The sequence below is a fragment of the Proteiniphilum acetatigenes DSM 18083 genome (assembly GCF_000380985.1).
Taxonomy (GTDB): Bacteria; Bacteroidota; Bacteroidia; order Bacteroidales; family Dysgonomonadaceae; genus Proteiniphilum; species Proteiniphilum acetatigenes.
Genome location: NZ_KB905693.1, coordinates 329,715 through 349,753, shown reverse-complemented (window position 1 = coordinate 349,753; position 20,039 = coordinate 329,715). Strand labels below are relative to the sequence as shown.

Sequence of the window (20,039 nt, the reverse complement as noted above, 5' to 3'; positions counted from 1 at the left end):
TAACGGTTTAATAGTTATAAAACTAATGGTCTCCTGATATTTGATAGAAGACAACAATAACACTCAGTTCAAAAAGACATATTCAATCAATAATAAGATTGTTCCTGTTTTACAAGTAAAATCTTAACAAATATAGATGAAAATATTCGGAATTTCAAGCACTTGCCATAAAGAGTAAGGCTTCTGAGATACGCAAAGATAATATCTTTACTGTAGTACTTAAAAATTCCCGATTTAATCCTTATTTGGATCGTATGAATGAATTGGCGATGAATAAAAAAGAAGTTTATGAAGCAGCAATGAAAGAAGTACGTACATTCCTACTTTGTATAAAATTTCTAACTTTGCAGTATGATTGTATATTGTCGTAGTTCTTATAGTAAGTAACTTAAGCTGTTACTTTACGATACAAAATGATATTGAACAGGAATAATTTGGAAACCGGATAACAACGTATGGGATGATTGCACAATACGATTTTTTCAGGACAAAATACGGCCAGGAATTATTGATTGATCTTATCCGGTTGGAAGACCTGGAAAAATATATAAGAGTATCGCCCGTTCAACGGTTGTCTTATTATGATATTACCGTTATTACCGACGGAGGGGGGACTTTTTCTGTTGACCACTATTGTGAGCAGCCTCTTGAACAAGGGACCATCTTTTTCTCCTCTCCGGGGCAGATTCGCAAATGGAACACCGATAATCCACCCAAAGGTTATGCTCTGATTTTCGAAGATGAGTTCCTGTGTGCATTCTTTAATGATACACAGTTCGTACAACGTCTTTCCTTCTTCCATACGCATGAAAATCCGCCTGTTCTGCGATTGACGCCTGACGATTATCATAAACTGGTTCTCCTGTTTCAGGACGTGAAAAATGAAATCGCATCCTTTAAGCAGAATGACAAACATATCCTTAGGGCATTGCTTTACCAGATATTGATCTTCCTGAACAGGAAATTTATTTCGGTATATCCTTCGGCGGAAAAGAAACCGATGAACCGGTATATCAAAGAATTTATCCGGTTGGTGGACATAGAATACCGCCGGTATAGGACCGTAGAACATTATGCACAGCAATTGGCTATCACAGGCGGGCACCTGAACAGTCTCGTAAAGGATTATTTCGGAGTAAGCGCGAAGAGATACATCCTCGGCAGAAATCTGCTGGAAGCCAAACGAATGGTGCAATATACCGATATGAGCATCGATGAAATAGCCGGTTGTCTGAATTACGAAAACACGACCTACTTCGTACGGGTATTCAGAGAACATGTTGGGGTGACGCCTCTGAATTTCAGAAAACAGAGAAATCCCTGAAAAGTATCATTTCTTCCGTAATTGTTTCTCCGGATACAGAATCAAAGTATCTACCTTTGCAGAATAAAATAATTGCATTATGAGAAAAATAATTTTAATTTTATCGGTATTTATGGCAGGAACAATTTATGCGCAAACGAACACGGAAGAGCTGTCCGCAACCATTATTGCGTTGGAAAAAGCAGCTCTGGAAAAATGGAATCAGGGTGATCCGAGTGGCTACCTCGACCTTTCGGCCGATGATGTTACCTATTTTGACCCATCCCTTGAACAGCGGATGGACGGGCTTGAAAACCTGAGAAGCTATTATGAACCGGCAAAGGGGAATATCTCTGTGGACAGGTACGAGATGGTGAATCCGAACGTAACCGCCGTAAATGAAATGGCAGTGCTGACGTTCAACCTGTTTTCATATATAGGGAACGATGTATCTAAGTGGAATTGTACCGAAGTGTATCGGCTTGAATGCGACGGACAATGGAAAATCGTGCACACACATTGGTCCAATATCCAGCCGGATACCAAATAAGGATGTAATATACAAACCCTTAGTGTGATGAAATATGGATCCCCGTTTAAGTGCGAATAGTGAAATAAACAAGGAACAAAAAAATACATCCCGACATAAACCTGTCGGGATGTATTTTTTAGATGTCCCTTTCACTCTGTATAGTCTTAATATTCATCTTCGTTGAAGAAGAAGTCCTCTTTACTCGGATAGTCAGGCCAAATATCCTCTATAGATTCGAATATTTCGCCATCCTCTTCAATCTCCTGCAGATTTTCAATCACCTCCAGCGGAGCGCCCGAACGCTGGGCATAATCAATTAACTCATCTTTTGTAGCGGGCCAGGGAGCATCTTCTAGTTTCGATGCCAGTTCAAGTGTCCAATACATTGATAATCTATTTAATTTGTTGTTAGTGCAATTTTTTCGCAAATGTATAAAAAGTTTTTATATATCGCCTTGTTCCCAAAATATTTCTTCCGAGGTTTTATTACTTTCATACCTGGCAAATACGAAAAAGTAGTCTGAAAGCCGATTCAGGAAAATCAGGACTTCATCCGCAACCGGAAATTTTTCAGCTACACGGTATACATACCTCTCTGCCCGGCGTGCAACGGTACGACAAATATGGGCCCGTGCGGCCGCTTCATTGCCTCCGGGCAGCACAAAGCGGTTCAGCCGCGGCAGGGTCCCATCGATAATATCGATCTGCTCCTCAACGCGGGATATATCTTTTTCGGAGATGATACTGGCAGGTTTTGGCTCTTTACTTTCTGTCTCTGTTGCCAGGTAGGAACCTACGGTAAATAGTTTATGTTGAATGTAACGGAGAAAATCGCGATGGGCGCTTTCTTTTATTTCGCAACTCAGCCAGCCGATATAACTGTTCAATTCATCCACCGTACCGTACGCATCAAGGCGGATATGCGTTTTACTCACCCGCATTCCTCTCACCAACGAGGTAGTTCCCTTGTCGCCGGTTTTCGTATATACCATACTTTTTTTCATACTGTTTAAAATTCCAGATTCAAAATTTAAGATGTCGGATTTGGAATTTGAGATGTTGGATATTGTCAACTTTCCATTGTCAATTGTCCATTGTCAATTGTCAATTGTCAATTGTCCATTGTCAATTCTCATCCCTAGTCTCCCACTCTCCCTGCCTTTCCACCTTTTCACCCTTCCACCTTATCACACCAGATAGTGTTCCTTACTAAAATCGGGCCTCAGAAAAACAATCCCCGTATCTTTCAGGTCGAATGTTATCCGGGCTCTCACATCATGAACGATTTCATCCCAAAATTGTTTAGCCCTTCCTTTTTTTATGGGATGAAGTACCCAGAAAGTACCGGAATGGCTCAATTCTGTCAATGTGTGTATATCGGGAATATAGCTTCCGTCTTGGTTAATAAAGATTGCATCACAACGTTTACCTTCGCAGGCAGATAATGAAGAGATGATCTCACTTTTTCGTCCTGTTTGTTTCTGAAGATATTCTGCCACATTAACTTTCTCTCCACCTTCCTCCACACACGTGCAATGGATATGCGACGAAGGTGCCATAAGGAACAGGGTATTTATTCCGATCCCCGAATTGATCTCTAATATATCTCTGGCTTGAAGATAATGTACTAACCGGAAAGAGAGATGATTGAATGGGGTAATAGAGTCCGGATTGATGTCATTTTGTGACAGTATTTCACGAAAATCCGAAAAGGGATAAAAACTATAGGGAGAATAGATTACACTGGTGATCAGATCAAAGGCAAACGGCGAATGTATCCCATAACCTTTCGATTGTTTTTTGCGCAAGAACCACCGGAAACGGCCATAAAATTTCTTTTCACAAAAGTCTACAAGTCTCGCAAGCTTATTAAAGCCCGGCATATTTTCAACGTTACGATTTCTGTATAAGTACTACCGCGTAGGCTGTAATACCTTCTTCCCGGCCCACAAACCCCATTTTCTCGGATGTAGTAGCTTTGATAGAGATAAGTTCCTCACTTACCTCCATCACTTCTGCCAGTTTTCGTTGCATAGCAGGAATATGGGGGTTGAGCTTTGGTTGCTCCGCACAGACGGTAGCATCGATATTGCCGAGGCTATACCCTTTATCTCTTAATAAGTTCATCGTATCTCTCAGAAGCAATTTGCTGTCTACATTGTGGTATTCCAGAGAATTGTCAGGAAAATGATAGCCGATATCACGCAGGTTGGCAGCACCCAATAACGCATCACAAATAGCATGGATAAGTACATCGGCATCGGAATGTCCCAATAAACCTTTTTCATAATCCAGCTTTACACCTCCCATCCAGAGGTCTCTTCCTTCCTGAAGGCGATGCATATCATAACCAAAACCAACCCGTATCTGCATAATTTTATCGCATTAAATTTCTAATTCCTTCCATATCGAAGCCGAGGGAAAGACGCAACGTCTGATCCAACGGATTTGACTGGGCGGTCGACACCAGGTAAGCGGCATCTATCTGAAAAATATCACTTCTGAAACCGGCTCCAAAAGCAAAATAACGACGATTGCCCTTGTACTCGCTCTCGTGGTAATAGCCAGCCCTGACGGAAAATCGATTATCGTACCTGTATTCCGCTCCGAGCGACCACATAACCTCCTGCATCTCCTCTTTGAATCCACCGGGAGCATCGCCCAACGACTTGAAAATCCCTCCGATGGAAGATATATTCTGATATTTATCAATCCGGTGCTGTGCCTCTTCTTCGGTCTCGTTCTCCGACGGCAGTTGCGGAGTAGGTACCAGCAACTTATTGACATCGAAACTGACGGAAACGGTATTTTTCGGATCCAGAGGATATCCTAAAGAGGCGCCCATACGTAAATTCGCGGGAAGAAACATGGAACTGTTTCCTCCATCGTAAGAGATTTTTGTTCCGATATTGGAGATATTAAATCCTAATCCGAGAAGCGCTTCTGAGCGTCCCATATAGAAATAGGATTCATTATAACCGGCGATATCGGCCGAAAATGCGTTGCCAGGTGTCGTTTCATCGTCACCGGTGGAATAATCGGCACGGATATACCGCAGGGTGACTGCTCCGGAGAATGTTTCGGTGAGTTTTCTTGAATAACCCACATCAAGTGCGAACTCATGAGGTGATACAGTCTGCCAGAATTCATCATTCAGGCTGCCGACCTCTATATCTCCCAGGGAGAAATAGCGTAATGAGGCGCTGATGGCATTCAGGTTGTCGTTTCCGAACTTCCAGTAACCCGACGTATAAAGCAGGTGAATATCACTTACCAGTTTGCTGAGCCACGGTGTATAAGAGAACGCAATTCCCGCATCACCCGAAACAAACGGATACTTGGCCGCATTCCAGTGGTGGGAATAGACATCGGGCATAGTAGCCGCTCCTATATCTCCCATCCCTCCACCTCTGGCGTCAGGTGCAATCTGCAAGGAAGGTAAGGCAACCGGAATCGGATTATACTCCTGGGCGATAGCAGAATAATTGATCGTCGCACAGAGTATGCTGCAAAATATAGTAAGAATTGCTTTGTTCATGTTGTATCGATATGGTGGTTGCGTGAATATCATTTAACCCGGAAATCCAACAGTTTCCGGTCTTCGAGATAGCCCTGCAGATGATCGTTGATTGCCACCGGACCAATACCTGCCGGGGTCCCGGTAAAGATAAGATCGCCAATCTTCAATGTAAAGAATCGACTGATATAGGCAATAATTTTATCAACAGAATAGATCATCTCCTTCGTATTGCCTCGCTGCACCGTCTGATGATTGATATCGAGCCGGAAATCCATATTCTGAATATCAGAGACCTCATTTCTGGAGATAAACTTTCCGATAGCCGCAGAATTATCAAAACCTTTTGCGATCTCCCACGGTAAGCCCAACTCTTTCTGCTTTCTTTGCAGATCGCGTGCGGTGAAATCTATACCTACCGTAATTTCATCGTAATAGCGGTGAGCAAAACGCTCACCTATATTTTTCCCCAGGCGGCTTATCTTCACCACCAACTCCGTTTCGTAATGTACCTCATCGGAGAAATCAGGAAGGAAAAACGGCTTATCCCCTTTCAGTAAAGCGGTGTCCGGCTTCATAAAAATGACCGGGTCCTTACTCTGAAACGTACGTTCCATCTCTTTATTGTGAGATGCGTAATTCAATCCGACAGCAAAAATCTTCATTCCCTAAAAATTATCCGTTCAACCGGTTAAACATCACGGCAAGGTGGGCGTAAAGTGAGGTATTTTGCAGGACTGTTCCTTCCGGTACACGTATCCGGAAAGGTGTAAAATTCCAGATAGCCTTCACCCCACCCCGGATCATGTAATCCGACACTTCCTGGGCTGCACCTGGTGGTACGGTGAGAATCCCTATCTCCGCCTTCATCTCTTTGTTCCGTGCTATAAATTCATTGGAATGAAACACTGGAATATCATGTATTGTGTGATTAATAACATCCGGGTTCACATCATAGCCGGCAATAATCTTCAACCCGAATTGTTCGAGACCGGAGTCCGATAACAAGGCAGCTCCCAGACTCCCCACTCCAAAGACCACTGCCGTATGAGTGTTTGTAAATCCAAGGAACGACTCCAGCACATTGATCAGGTCATCTATATCGTATCCCACCCTCGTCTTACCGCTTATATCGACGTAGGAAAGATCTTTGGCTATCTGGGAAGCGGAGACATCTATCTTTTTCGCAATCCGTGTAGAGGAAACAATGGTCTCTCCCTGGCTTTTAAGGAGTTTCACGTACGACAAATACCAGGGGAGTCTCCTGAGCGCCGGTTCGGGTATTTTTGCGGAATATATCAGATCTGACATACCTTTATTTTCATTAAAATTAGACTATTTCTTGCAACGACATATTCAAGTAAACTTAGTTTTTTTCTACACTCGACATAGTCAAAACAAGTTTTGCCTATGTGCTCGCTTATCGAAAACATTCCAGGCAAGCTTGTCTTCTGTTCGTATTGCTTAACGAAATAGTTCGTAATCTTTAGCAGTTTACAAAGATACGTTCTTTTTGGAGAAATTTCAGAATTTTAATCCCTATTTATTTATTCTCTTTTATTTACTATCTTTACACGTGTTATTCGGCTCTATCGTTATTCGTTCGCCTCCCGCCCGTTGTTCCACTACGCTGTTATTTTCCATCTTGCGGGATTTTCGCTTCAATTCGTTCGTATTATTATCGAATAGGCATTGAATATCAATTGAATAACTACCGAATATTACGGATGCCTGGTTCCCGAGACATCCCGCAAGACAGCTCTGATTGAACCGATTCTTAGAGAAGTGTCTATAATTACCGGGATACGGTTTTTATCATTGGTAAGCGAAGCCTTTAAAGCTTCTTTCTGATTGGTGAAAGCATCGTCGAGAATAGTCATTGTGAGGTTAATCACTTCATATTTTTTTCCATTTCCTGCTTTTACCGATGAAACACCCTGGTAGTTGACATACATATTCACAGGTTTTCTTCCGGCAATGAAACGAATATGATGGCTGTCACCAGGCTTCATGCCGGTATAATCGAGATTCCGGATGTATGGCAATACAGAGAGGTAATCATACGTACAATGATCGGTAGTTACCACCTCATCAAATTGTTCTTCCCCATTCCAGGTACGGAAAGCACGTATTTTCACTTTACCTCCCTCGTAGGTATAGGACTGCCTCTCCACAGAATAGTCTTTTCCCTCAAATGCCTCTTTGGTAAATAACAAAGGACGAAGATCCTTATCAATAAAAGAGGTGAGCGTATCGTTTACAGTGTACAGATTACCTGCCAGCCCGGAGGTATTGAACAACATCACCATCTTATAAGCATTTTCGCCGCGGTAATTCGCTTCGGTCACCGTGAGCGATCCTCTCCCGGCACGCGCATTGAAAAAACCTAAATTCAAATAGAGATCATACCGTATATCCTCGCCGCTCGCAAAAGCAGTGTTGGTCAGTTTACATTGTGCATCTACCCGCATTACACCTAAAAATAAAAACAGTGAAACAAGGATCGATGTAACTTTTTGATTGATCATAATTTTAATTTTACGGGATTTAGAACTGCAGTAACTACCGCATACCTCCCGGTTGCTATCTCATGTTAGAAGGAGTTCCTGCACTGCCTCCTCCGGAGAAGGGAGAACCCTGCTGATTTTGCCGCTGTTGTTGCTCTCTCTCCAGATTCGGATTACGCCGCTTTTTCTCTTCCGGTTTATTTATGGTTATCTCCAATGGTTTCTGGCTGATAACAGGCCTTGCATGAACATTCCAATCCTCCGAATGATCTGAAAAAGCCCTTATTACAAATTTACCGGGATAATAGAACACCTCTTCCGGTTGTCGCCCCTCCTCATAATTTCCGGTAGTCCATACACCATCCTCATTTTCATCTATTACAATGCGTGCATAGATCTCACCGGGAGGCAGATCCTGAAATCTTGCCCTGTTCGCTTTGACGTAACTTTTCCGAAAAGGTTTATCCGATTTATCGAGTAACTCCACGAAAGCCGGTTTCTCTTCAGGAAGTCCGGTGATGGATATCTCCAGGTTTCCATACTGATCCAAAGGCTTTACAGTGAAGGATTGCTCGTACTTATTGTTCCAAAGTCCATAATGACTGGTGATCACCGCCGAGTCGATGAGTATCTTGTATTTTCCTCCAGGTTCCCAATGGGGACGCAAGGTAAACTTGCGTGGGTTCAGCGAGTCGGATTCCAGACGGAAAGGAACCGCTTCGAATAAAGAATCCACCTCGGCCAGCAATTGCACATAGGTAGAATCGAATGCTGTAACAGGCTGTTCAAATTCTATCCTGATAGGGTTGTATAACTCAAATGTCGATTGGACATTAGTATTAACACCCAGGAATCTGATCGGTTCTTCTTCCTCTTCTTTCTTTTCCGTATTACCACGGTCCCGGCCCGTGCGCCTCATATTGAAATTGAGTGTATCCGTCGCAATATAATTTTTGTTGAGCGAATCTGTTCGGAGATAATTAATCTGCATACGCAGTGAATCCTGTTGATAGATCAATGAATCGGTAATCCAAAGCATAAGGGTATCATTTTTAGCACTCCGCTCGGCTACATACCAATCATTACTCCTTACTTCCGGATTGATCAAAAAGAAAGTCGGCTTGTCGGTCGGCGCAGCGAAAAAGAGATTGAGCTTATGTGCTTCGGGACGCTCATGCTTCTGCAGATATTGTCGCTGGAAATCGGACAGGAAAGAACGCAACACTAGGTCGTCCGGCAAAAAGCGGGTATAAGAGACAGTATGTATTGTATCGATAGTAAGACTATCCTGAAAAATAGTATCTTGTCGTACCGCCGGCACGGTAGAGGGTATAACGATAGAATCCAGAAAGGCAATATTTTCCTGCGGATTATCGTATTTATAATCCCTATTCAGGTCATTCAGTGCAAACACCCTGTATTTTCCGGGCGCCATCCCCCTCACCGTGAAATTGCCACGGGAATCTGTTCTGGAGATCCGCTCGAACGGAATACGGGTAAACGCCGTATCGTGGTGATTGGAGTGGATACCTACATATATCCCCGTAACAGGTTCCAGATCCTGCGCATTAAGCACTTTTCCGGCAATAGACAATGTATCGATCCGGTCGCCGGTAGAAAAGGAATAGACAAAATTCTCCAACGGATTACCCTCGTTATTATCCACGATAGCATCGGTAAAGTCGATCGTATAGGTCGTATTGGGGAGTAACGTGTCATTCAATTCTACAATAGCTCTTCTACCTGCCGAACGGATTACCGGCATATTCTTCTGGGGAGGGGTTACAATTACCTTCTCATTGGGTTTCTCAATTTTGATATTCTCATCAAATTCGATCTCGATCCTCGAGGGGGAAACGTTAACCGAATTAAAAGCGGGCGTAGCTCTTCTTACTACCGGCGGATCTATATCATAGGCCCCTCCGGTGGGTGCAGCCATATTGGCACAGGAGTGACTCAAGACAGCCAATACAGTCAGAAGAAAAAGCCAGGAGAAGAATGTGGATATTTTATGTAACATTATTTCTTTGTGTGTATAATGCTATTTTCGACACAAATGTACAATGTTTTATGCAGTCTCATACAATTTTTTCATTTTTTACAACTCAGCAGCCTATGTCCTATCCGGCAGAAAAGGCATTTCCGTGGATCACAATAAGCTCTTCTCAACTGGATGAGCGCCTGTGTATCAAATGCGTTCTGTGGAATTATTCCCGCTTCATTAAATTCGGATACGATAACGTTTCTCTCGGGTTTCAGTGACTCCAGCAGGTGAATAGCTCTTTCGCAATAGCTCTCAGTCGCAGTTTTTTTACCATAGGCAAATAGTATTGGCGCCACAGTATTGATTAGCAATACCTGCCGGGACGCACTGCCCAACTGTCCGACTGACTCGGGTGATTGTTTTCCGAAAGAGTAATGCCGGCGCCAATAGTTGGAAGGAGATGCCATGAATAGTAACATCCAGTCATCAACTTCCTCTTGCTCAAGCACCAAAGAGAAGAGTCTACCGGACGATTGCAGTAATGCTGCCAGTTGTGCGATACGCATTTCAGGGAATGAACGGGGACGGACTCTCATTCGTTTGAATAAGTAACTCTCCAGAGGCGTCAGTGAATATTTGTTTTTCAGGAAACGGTACTCGTTATGTAGCTGCAGGAAGTAATCATCCTTCCTATCTCCCGATTCCCTCTTTTTTTGCATCTCCGGCGTTACTTCCGTTTTACGGGTTCTCCCCAGTCTTCCAGTCTCCCTAGCTTCCCAGTCTATAGACTCTTCCAACAGCCCTGCCTGTCCGAAGAGTAATGCTTCCACCTGAAACAGGCTGTCACCGTGCCGCCGGATACATTTAAATGGCAGTGAAAGGGCAAGTCTCTCAAATGCATCGCTATTCAGTCCAAATCCGAAATTACGTGTGAGCAACACATAGAACACTTCATCCCAGGATTGGTGAAAACGATCGAGATGAGTAAAGATATCATTGGTTTTTCTTTCCAGCCGCTCAATGGCTAACCGACCAAGGAAAGAACGTATAAACATCTCCGGAAGGGAAGAAAAATGATCCTTGCAGGGAAGAGAGCTATGGCTATAGATCAGATAATCAGCATTTTTACGCACTTCGTCGGGAACTAACAACTCGCACTGTGGTATCTGTTGTCCCTTCTCGCTCTTTATAGCCATGTTCACATGTTCCGAAAGATGCAGGATCACCGAGTTGTATGCTTTATCGGTATGATGGCCATGCCGTTCCCATTCATCCGAAGAACGATGTATCTCTACATCTCCGGCCCATAGCTTGTCGCCGATCCTTATCTTGGCATTAAAGAAATCAGGCCCGGCATGCAGATTATGCATTCCCGGGTCAATCACCTCTACCCTCTGCCCATCCGTCGTCTTAAGCGAGTCAGAAGGATAAAGCCCGAACTTCCATATATAGTGCAGCAGTTCTTCTTTGTAAGGCATAGCAGTCAGATTTAAACCTCAAATATACAATCAATTATCTAAAAATCCAAACCGACTTCCGACAAATTCACCTACTTTACACCTTTTTACTTTTTCCCTTCCCACACCTTTCCACCTTTCCACCTCCCCACCTTCCCACCTTTCCACCTTAATCATTGGGAATGTGGGGAATTTTGATTAATTTTGTTCCCGCATTGCTCATTCCCTGTACTTTGTTATGTTATCAACCGACAAAAGAACCCGTATTCATCTACTTATGCAGCAGGAAATAATTCCCTCCATCGGATGCACTGAACCGGTTGCTGTGGCTCTTTGTACCGCCAAAGCGTGCAGCGTCCTTGGAAGAAAAGTCGAAAAGGTTGAGGCTTTCCTGAGTGCCAACGTACTGAAAAATGCATTGGGCGTAGGGATTCCGGGGACTGGCATGACCGGCCTTCCCATCGCCATTGCGTTGGGAGCATTGACCGGTAAACCGGAAGAAGGGCTTGAGTTACTAAAACTTGTGACTCCCGAAGAAGTAGAACAAGGGACGCGTTTTATTGAGGAAGGAAGGATAGAGATCTGCCAGCAGACCGGTATTACCGATAAGCTTTATATCAGGATCCGGTGTAGCGGGGGCGGGGAATCGGCGGTTTCCGTCATTTCCGGCAACCATAACCATTTTACTTATATAGAGAAAAACGGAGAAGTGCTGCTTGACGACCCGATTATCGCAAGCAAAGAGGATAAAACAGAAAATGATGTACCGCTTAACTTCCGTACCGTTTACGAATATGCCGTAGATTCACCTGTCGAAGAGCTCTCCTTCATACTGGAAGCTGCCCGTATGAACAGGAAAGCATCAGGCGAAGCAATGCTTCACAGCTACGGACATAATGTAGCGGGTAGCCTGAAGAACAGGAACGGACTTCATGTCTTCGGAGATAACCTGCATACCCGCATGGTGATTTCTACGGCAGGAGCCTGCGATATGAGAATGGACGGAGGATTGATACCGGTAATGAGCAATTCCGGCAGCGGTAATCAGGGGATAGCAGCTACCATGCCTATCCTTACCTATGCCGAAAGCGAATCGTGCAGTGAGGAGCAACTGATCCGCGCGTTAACGCTGAGTAGCCTGCTGATCATCTATATCAAACAGCAATTAGGCCGGCTTTCGGCCCTTTGCGGGTGCGTGGTGGCCTCTACCGGCTCAAGCTGTGGAATAACTTATTTGATGGGGGGCACTTATGATCAGATCGTATATGCGGCCAAAAATATGATCGCGAATATCACAGGCATGATCTGCGACGGGGCTAAACCCGGCTGTGCACTGAAGATTGCCAGCGGAGTATCAACCGCAGCCTTGTCGGCAGTGATGGCTATGGAGAATGAGGTGGTAACTTCTCAGGAAGGGATCGTCGATGAAGATATCGACCGGACTATAGAGAATCTGGCACGCATTGGTAACAGTGGCATGCAGGAGACCGATCAGTTGGTGCTGGATATTATGACAAAGAAATAGGACGAAGTAATAGATCGTCCGGGTTATTACAAGAAAGAAATTTTGCAATCAAAAAGAGAACAGGATTTTCAGACGAAGAAAATCAGTAAATTAGTATGGGATTACGCCCTCCCCGGCATTGTAGGAACATTGGTCACAGCGATGTACAACGTAATTGGGCGTATTTTTATCGGGCAGGGAGTGGGCGCATTGGCCATTTCCGGTCTTGCCATCACATTCCCTGTGATGAATCTCACCGCTTCGCTGGGAATGCTGGTAGGAGCAGGCGGGGCTGCCCGTATTTCCATTAGTTTAGGAAAACAGGACAGGTTAACAGCGGAGAAGATACTCGGCAATTCACTATTGATCACGGTAATACTCAACGCCGTCTTCATCACCCTTATCCTGATCTACCTCGATCCTATTCTAAGGGCGTTCGGTGCCAGCGACCTCACTCTCCCTTATGCGCGCGACTATCTGCAAATCGTCCTGCTGGGTAATGTGTTCGTGAGCCTCTGTTACAACTTTAACGCGATGATGCGCTCTTCCGGTTATCCCAAAAAAGCAATGATCACCATGCTTATAGGTGCTGTCTTTAATATTATCCTTACACCACTCTTCCTCTATCTGTTCAACCTTGGAATAAAAGGGGTAGCGTGGGCTACGGTGATCTCCATGTTTATCGGCATGCTCTTCGTCATGGATCATTTTACCAGGGAAAGCAGCCTGATCCGTCTCCGGTGGAAGAACGTACGCCTCGACAAGAAAATCGTCGCCGCCATTCTCTCTATAGGGATCTCACCGTTCAGTATGCAGGTAGCAGCCTCCGGTGTAGCGGTGTTGTTGAATACCTCCCTCTTGCGCCACGGGGGCGACCTGGCAGTCGGTGCATACGGCATCATCAATACCGTAATCATGACTTTCGTGATGATCATCATGGGACTTAACCAGGGTACGCAACCTATCATTGGATACAACTACGGTGCCCGTAATTTTACCAGGGTAAAGGAAACCCTTTACTATTCACTGAAAGTGGCTACGGTAATCACCACCTTTACATTCATTGTCGGGCAGTTCTTCCCGCGCCTGTTTGCCTCGGCTTTTACCACCGACCCGGAACTGCTCTCGATCACCGAAAAAGGGATCCGGATCACTATTGCCGCCTTCCCGCTCGTGGGTATACAGATAGTAGCCTCCAGCTTTTTTCAGAGTTTGGGCTATGCCGCCAAATCGATCATACAGAGCCTGAGCCGCCAGTTAATATTCCTGGTTCCCTTCATCATTGTCTTTCCCCGTCTATGGGGTTTGGACGGTATCTGGATCGCCATGCCGGTAGCCGATACGCTGTCGGCTATCTTATCGATCTATCTGTTGATTATCCAGCTTCGCCTGCTGAACAGAATGGAAGAGGAAGATAAACAGAGGTTGCAGAGTATGCCTTTTTGATAAATTTACATCCCGATCGCCTGCAATTAGGCCAATTTTATGTAGTTTTGCAGAGAATAAATTAGATTCAAGATTTCAGATTTCAAATTCAAGATTTGAGCATGTCTATTTTGGCTCCTCCGAACATTGTTGCAATTCAAAATCTCGGATTTTCGCCCCATAAACTCATTAGTAATTAGTAATTATAAATAAAATAGTTGTATGAAGAAAGTAGTCTTAATTCGCCACGGCGAAAGCGTATGGAATAAAGAGAACCGCTTTACAGGATGGACTGATGTGGATCTCTCCGAAAAGGGTATCGCAGAAGCGCACAAAGCTGGTAAACTGCTGAAAGAGGAGGGTTTCCAATTCGAAAAAGCATATACTTCCTATCTGAAAAGGGCAGTAAAGACTTTGAATGTGGTACTCGATGAGATGGACCTGGACTGGATCCCGGTAGAAAAGACCTGGCGGCTGAATGAAAAGCATTACGGCATGTTGCAAGGACTGAACAAGGCGGAGACAGCAGAGAAATATGGTGATGACCAGGTACTTATCTGGCGTCGTAGTTATGACGTTCCCCCCACACCACTTGACAAGGAAGACAAACGTTCACCATTCCAGGATCCTCGCTACAAAGGAGTTGACGAAAAAGATCTTCCTCTCACCGAAGCGTTGAAAGACACCGTAGAACGCATCCTTCCCTACTGGAACAATACTATCGTACCGGAAATGAAAAAGCTCGACCAGGTGATCGTAGCTGCTCACGGAAACAGCCTCCGCGGTATTATCAAGCACCTGAAAAATATCTCCGACGAAGATATCGTAAGCCTGAATTTACCGACAGCTGTTCCCTATGTTTTCGAATTCGACGATGAAATGAATCTGCAAAAGGATTATTTCTTAGGTGATCCGGAAGAGATCAAAAAACTGATGGATGCCGTGGCTAACCAGGGAAAAGCCAAGTAAATAAACGGAATTAAGCCGGAAAAAGTTGTAAGCCGGAACAAACCGGAAACAGAAAAGTTGCGGATACAAAATTAATTGCCGAAAATTAAAAAAACGGGTACCGAATTATATTTCGATGCCCGTTTTTAATTCATTATCAAAACTTAAAGGATTGTTTTCAAATCTTCGGGAGTGACATTCATCGCGATGATTACTCCGTTCTCATCTATTAAGTAGTTACGGAACTCCCCGTTCAGTTTGAAATCTTTATAGGTCTCTGAACCGGTCCCACTTATCTCATAGAATTGAGATATACTCTCCAGCCTATCCACAATCAATGTTCTTTCCACAACATTCCTGTTTTCATCGAAAGCAACTGAAACAAATTCAACATCACTATTGCTATTTTGCAGATAGTTATAGAGTTGAACATTGTTCGCTCTGGATTGGGCATGGTAAGTGGCCCAAAAATTGACCACCACTTTTTTGCCTTTATAATCGTGCAGGTTACGGTAATTACCTTCCGAATCCGTTAAAACAATATCAGGGATCATCTCTCCTGGATGATAACCTGTGGAAGGCAACTCTGTTTTTACCGAACCGGATGATAATACGAATGCAACCACCGATACAAGGCAAAAGCTCAAGTACTTCATAAAAATTTAGTTAGGTTAATACTCAGATAAAGCCATTGCTTCACGCAGTAGACTAAATCCATTAACTATACGACTTTTCGCTAAAAGTCTCATTCTTAAGCCGGCAAAAGTACGTCACTTTTTCCTATCGGGAAACTATTTTGCCAAAAAAAATACTTCTAAATGTTAATATTAATGTCTAATTAAAAATAAAAATCTGATTATAAATTAATTACACAATCAACAGAAAGCTTTAGGAAGACGACAGCTTATGCATAACCTAACGAACAGAGAAAAATGACTCAATCGCCTCTATGGATGTATCTTTCAGGATCACTTTTTTATCCTTATTCAACAGATAAAGGGTGGGAAACGCTTTAATATCGTACAATCTCTTTTTCGTAATTTCTCCGCTTTTATCATATGCATATACCCATTGGGCAGGTATCTCAGAAAGAGGTGCCTTCCACTCTTCCGGATCACTATCGGGAGAAAGGGCGAGAATGGTGAGCATGGTACGTGTCGGGCTGTTCAGAGCCAACGCATCCTTCAATTCTTTCGACTCCCTGAGGCGTTCCGTTACTGCAGCACAAGTGGAACAGCCGGGATTGGTAAACATCAGCAGCGTGTATTCGCTCTTCAGATCATACAACCGGAATGATTGTCCCGCAGAGACCGTATATGTAAAATCATTGGCACTCTCCCCAACACGGTTCTGTCTGGACATTTCCTGTTGGAATCCATAGCGTGACCGTCTCTCTTCCGTCAGCAACGGTGAGCTTACCACTTCCTGCAATACGGGCAAATAATACTCCTCGTTACGAAAAGGGGAATTTGGATCGTAGAGATATTTTTCGAATAATTCCGTAAAATGCACATACATCATTGTATCGATCTCTGCCTTCTGTAACGTATATACAACTGAAACATCTACATTTTCTTTGGGCACATAACCAAGGATATTGATATAGTCTACAAAAGCCTGCTCCGTAATTTCCGGCCGCTGGATAAGATTACGATCGGCAAAATCAAACCTGTCCCAGTAGTGCATTACTAAATATTTAGCTCTCTCCTCGGGATCTTTCATAATTTCAGGTATCCGCGGCAGTATAAACGTATCAGGCACGATGGTTTGTACCTGTGGGTTTTTTTCGTCAGGAGCTTCCGTCCGCGCTTTTTTACTCGAGAGACAGGAAAAGCCAACTATCAGCATCGTCCCCGCCAAAATTATGATTGAAAGAATATGTTTCATTTTCTATATGTTCAACTATAACAGACTATTTCTTCCAGAAGTAGTTTGATTACACCTCAAAATTACATGATTTTCTTTTTAAAACCACACATACGGGTAAAAATACCATTTTCTTATAAAAGAAGATGAGAAATGACCGGCAGACAAGTTCAGAATATTTTTCGTATATTTGTAGAATGGATACGCCTCGGATAAGTCCAACGAGTTAGATTATTCCTGTGTTCGGCAAACGAGTAAACTCGTTTTGCACCCTCTTAACGGAATAATTCAAACAAGTTTGGCTTTTCTCCCGGCTTTCACTATATTATTTAAAGAATAATTGTCCAATAGAGCTATGGATACATTTGTTGTTTCCGCACGAAAATACAGACCCTCTACATTCAAGTCAGTAGTGGGACAGGAAGCCCTTACCACCACGCTGAAAAATGCGATTGCCGGTAATAAGCTGGCACACGCATACCTGTTCAGCGGGCCGCGGGGTGTGGGGAAAACCACCTGTGCCCGCATTTTCGCGAAAACCATCAATTGCCTCAATCCCGCTGCGGACCATGAGGCATGTAACCAATGCGAATCGTGTGTGGCATTCAACGAACAGCGCTCCTATAACATCCACGAATTGGATGCCGCCTCCAATAATGGTGTAGATGATATCCGCAGCCTGATCGACCAGGTGCGTGTCCCACCACAGATAGGGAGATATAAGGTATACATCATCGACGAGGTGCACATGCTTTCCCAGGCGGCTTTTAACTCTTTCCTGAAAACGCTGGAAGAGCCGCCGGCACATGCCATCTTTATTCTTGCCACTACAGAGAAACAGAAGATTATCCCTACTATCCTGTCGCGTTGCCAAGTATATGATTTCAACCGTATCACCATTGCCGATACGGTCGCACATCTGCAATATGTGGCCGATCAGGAAGGAGTAAAGACCGAACCGGAAGCATTGAATATCATCGCTCAAAAAGCAGACGGAGGGATGCGTGACGCGCTCTCCATCTTCGACCAGACAGTGAGCTATACCGGAGGAAACATCACTTATCAGGCTGTGATTGAAAACCTGAATGTACTCGACTATGAATATTATTTCAGGTTGTCCGACGCTATCCTTGACGGTAACGTGGTGGACTGCCTGCTGATATTGAACGATATCCTCAACAGGGGCTTTGAAGGACAATACATTATCAGCGGTATTTCCAATCATTTCCGTGACCTGCTGGTATGCAGGGATCCTTTGACCGCACAGCTCTTCCAGGTAGGGGCCTCCATCCGTGAGCGATATATCGCGATGGCCCAAAGGTGCAGCAACCAATTTCTGTATCAGGCCATTGAAATATCGAATGAATGCGACCTGAGCTATCGGCTTAGCAAGAACAAACGACTTCTGTTAGAACTGGCACTCATACGGCTATGCCAACTATCTACTCCGGATGGTGCTTCCGCCGTAAAAACGGAAAAAAAAAGAGCCATTGAACCGATAGCCTCGAAAGAAAAACCGACACAAACAGATATCCGACAAGAGAGGGCTCCCGAAAGGGAAAAAGTCTCTGAAAGAGAAGACATCACTCAAAGAAAGACAGACTCCGAAAAAGAGGATGACTCCAGAAAAAAAGATGTTTCCGGAACTGAACCCGATGTGCAGAAACCGGCAGCAAGCAGTATACGTAAGCCTGCTGAAGCAGCTGCAACACTGAAAAAGAGAACGGTTTCCCTTGCGGGGATGGGCGTATCACTTTCCTCTATCTCAAATAAGAAAGAAGAAGAGACTTCCTCCTCCGGTACGGACATGCAACAGCACAATGGAAACAATCTCTTCACTGAGAATGAGCTGATAAACGCCTGGAAGGAATATGCAAATAACCTGAATGAAGAGAAACTTCTCAAGAATACCATGACGCTCTATCATCCCAGGATGCTAAGCGACACGCTGTTCGAAGTGGAAGTAAATACGGAGCTTAACAAGCAATACCTCACCGATCACAGTATCACACTTCTCTCTTTCCTAAGGGAAAAATTAAAAAATGGCGATATTACTATGACCATCAGGATCTCAGAGGTGAATGTCATTAAAAAACCCCTGACTTCCCGTGAGATATTCGACGAGATGGTACAACAAAACCCTTCGCTCCAAAAACTTTCCGATGAGTTCGGACTGGAACTGAGTTAATAGTCCGTTTCATCCGGTCGCCTCTTCAGGAAAGAGTCAAACAGGAAACGCCATAAAGATCGTTCTCGATGAAAATCATTCTTTTCCTTTTTTCCATCCTCTGCTTTTTTTATTCATGCACTGAATACAAAAGAGACAAACGACCGCTAACAGGGAACGGAGATACAACGGCAGAGTCCGGACAACCAATCGAAATTGCCGACACAACTGTAAACTACTGGTTTCACGATACTCCGGAAGTCGCTGAGACGACATCGGTAGGGAATGATACCATCATCGATGCCGATTATAGTTTTGAAGAAGCAATTGCCGGCACCAAAGCACCTCAAAGCATTATCGATCAATTAACACTTTTCGGGGTAGTGTATCTCTCCACCGACGGAAAGATCCATCGCGGGCAGATCCTTTCCAACAAAACAATAGCAAATGATATCAAGAAGATTTTCAGGTTTATGTTTGACAAGGGTTTCGTCATTGAAAAGGCAATCCCTATTGTAAAATACGGTTGGAACGACAGCCTGTCAATGGACGATAATAACAGTTATAGCTTCTGCTACCGCGACATTACTTATTCCAAACATGCGACGGGGATGGCCATTGATATCAATCCACGGTTCAATCCTTTACGCTGGAAAACAGAAAATCGTCCCAACAAACCCGAAGGAGCGGTATTGGACACCACGGTAAACGGCACCCTCTATCCCGGTCATCCGGTAGTGGAAGAGTTCCGTAGACTCGGTTTCCGATGGGGACACTCCTTTACAAAATTCTACGACGATCATCATTTTGAGAAAAGGTGAAAAGGTGG

General features: G+C 44.0%; 19 protein-coding genes. 7 read left to right on the top strand and 12 right to left on the bottom strand.

Annotation, left to right across the window (positions count from 1 at the left end; translation table 11 throughout):
• Positions 1-460 precede the first annotated feature (460 nt).
• A complete protein-coding gene (locus F597_RS0103490; RefSeq protein ID WP_019538326.1) occupies positions 461-1,324 on the top strand; it encodes a helix-turn-helix domain-containing protein in 864 nt (287 codons plus the stop codon).
• Between the two features lie 79 nt (positions 1,325-1,403).
• Positions 1,404-1,853: a YybH family protein gene (locus F597_RS0103485; RefSeq protein ID WP_245541983.1), complete on the top strand. Its 450-nt coding sequence runs from the start codon at positions 1,404-1,406 to the stop codon at positions 1,851-1,853.
• A 146-nt stretch (positions 1,854-1,999) separates the two neighbouring features.
• On the opposite strand, the gene F597_RS0103480 is transcribed toward F597_RS0103485, so the two are convergent.
• The 10 genes from F597_RS0103480 to F597_RS0103435 all read right to left on the bottom strand — a co-directional run bounded on the left by F597_RS0103480 (position 2,000) and on the right by F597_RS0103435 (position 11,321).
• Positions 2,000-2,221, bottom strand: coding sequence for a DUF2795 domain-containing protein (locus F597_RS0103480; RefSeq protein WP_019538324.1), 222 nt, complete (start codon positions 2,219-2,221; stop codon positions 2,000-2,002).
• A 57-nt stretch (positions 2,222-2,278) separates the two neighbouring features.
• Positions 2,279-2,839 (bottom strand): cob(I)yrinic acid a,c-diamide adenosyltransferase, encoded by a 561-nt coding sequence (locus tag F597_RS0103475; RefSeq protein ID WP_019538323.1) that lies wholly within the window; start codon positions 2,837-2,839, stop codon positions 2,279-2,281.
• A 183-nt stretch (positions 2,840-3,022) separates the two neighbouring features.
• Positions 3,023-3,718, bottom strand: coding sequence for an O-methyltransferase (locus F597_RS0103470; RefSeq protein ID WP_019538322.1), 696 nt, complete (start codon positions 3,716-3,718; stop codon positions 3,023-3,025).
• Between the two features lie 10 nt (positions 3,719-3,728).
• Entirely contained in the window at positions 3,729-4,208 is a 480-nt protein-coding gene (gene ispF, locus F597_RS0103465) for a 2-C-methyl-D-erythritol 2,4-cyclodiphosphate synthase (protein ID WP_019538321.1), read from the bottom strand.
• Positions 4,209-4,212: 4 nt separating this feature from the next.
• Entirely contained in the window at positions 4,213-5,373 is a 1,161-nt protein-coding gene (gene porV / locus F597_RS0103460) for a type IX secretion system outer membrane channel protein PorV (protein ID WP_019538320.1), read from the bottom strand.
• A 29-nt stretch (positions 5,374-5,402) separates the two neighbouring features.
• Complete coding sequence (locus F597_RS0103455; protein WP_019538319.1) at positions 5,403-6,017, bottom strand: fumarylacetoacetate hydrolase family protein; 615 nt, start codon at positions 6,015-6,017, stop codon at positions 5,403-5,405.
• Between the two features lie 10 nt (positions 6,018-6,027).
• A complete protein-coding gene (locus F597_RS0103450) occupies positions 6,028-6,663 on the bottom strand; it encodes a redox-sensing transcriptional repressor Rex (protein ID WP_019538318.1) in 636 nt (211 codons plus the stop codon).
• Between the two features lie 410 nt (positions 6,664-7,073).
• Positions 7,074-7,880, bottom strand: a complete 807-nt coding sequence (locus F597_RS0103445; RefSeq protein WP_019538317.1) for a DUF3108 domain-containing protein — start codon at positions 7,878-7,880, stop codon at positions 7,074-7,076.
• 55 nt (positions 7,881-7,935) lie between these two features.
• Positions 7,936-9,879, bottom strand: a complete 1,944-nt coding sequence (locus F597_RS20060) for an Ig-like domain-containing protein (RefSeq protein ID WP_019538316.1) — start codon at positions 9,877-9,879, stop codon at positions 7,936-7,938.
• A 71-nt stretch (positions 9,880-9,950) separates the two neighbouring features.
• Positions 9,951-11,321, bottom strand: coding sequence for a DUF2851 family protein (locus F597_RS0103435; RefSeq protein WP_019538315.1), 1,371 nt, complete (start codon positions 11,319-11,321; stop codon positions 9,951-9,953).
• 217 nt (positions 11,322-11,538) lie between these two features.
• Between F597_RS0103435 and F597_RS0103425 the strand changes: the two genes are divergently transcribed.
• The 3 genes from F597_RS0103425 (at position 11,539) to gpmA (ending at position 15,198) form a co-directional block, all read left to right on the top strand.
• Positions 11,539-12,825 carry an L-cysteine desulfidase family protein gene (locus F597_RS0103425; RefSeq protein WP_026327078.1) on the top strand — a complete coding sequence of 429 codons (1,287 nt, stop codon included), beginning with the start codon at positions 11,539-11,541 and terminating at the stop codon, positions 12,823-12,825.
• Positions 12,826-12,867: 42 nt separating this feature from the next.
• Positions 12,868-14,250 (top strand): MATE family efflux transporter, encoded by a 1,383-nt coding sequence (locus tag F597_RS0103420; protein ID WP_019538312.1) that lies wholly within the window; start codon positions 12,868-12,870, stop codon positions 14,248-14,250.
• A 201-nt stretch (positions 14,251-14,451) separates the two neighbouring features.
• Positions 14,452-15,198 carry a 2,3-diphosphoglycerate-dependent phosphoglycerate mutase gene (gene gpmA / locus F597_RS0103415; RefSeq protein WP_019538311.1) on the top strand — a complete coding sequence of 249 codons (747 nt, stop codon included), beginning with the start codon at positions 14,452-14,454 and terminating at the stop codon, positions 15,196-15,198.
• 143 nt (positions 15,199-15,341) lie between these two features.
• Here gpmA and F597_RS0103410 read toward each other — a convergent pair whose 3' ends face one another.
• Both F597_RS0103410 and F597_RS0103405 read right to left on the bottom strand, forming a co-directional pair.
• Positions 15,342-15,833, bottom strand: coding sequence for a TlpA family protein disulfide reductase (locus F597_RS0103410; protein ID WP_019538310.1), 492 nt, complete (start codon positions 15,831-15,833; stop codon positions 15,342-15,344).
• A gap of 259 nt (positions 15,834-16,092) precedes the next feature.
• Positions 16,093-17,064, bottom strand: a complete 972-nt coding sequence (locus tag F597_RS0103405; RefSeq protein WP_026327077.1) for a DUF5106 domain-containing protein — start codon at positions 17,062-17,064, stop codon at positions 16,093-16,095.
• 334 nt (positions 17,065-17,398) lie between these two features.
• Between F597_RS0103405 and F597_RS0103400 the strand changes: the two genes are divergently transcribed.
• Entirely contained in the window at positions 17,399-19,231 is a 1,833-nt protein-coding gene (locus F597_RS0103400; RefSeq protein ID WP_019538308.1) for a DNA polymerase III subunit gamma/tau, read from the top strand.
• A 68-nt stretch (positions 19,232-19,299) separates the two neighbouring features.
• A complete protein-coding gene (locus F597_RS0103395) occupies positions 19,300-20,031 on the top strand; it encodes a M15 family metallopeptidase (RefSeq protein ID WP_019538307.1) in 732 nt (243 codons plus the stop codon).
• Positions 20,032-20,039 lie beyond the last annotated feature (8 nt).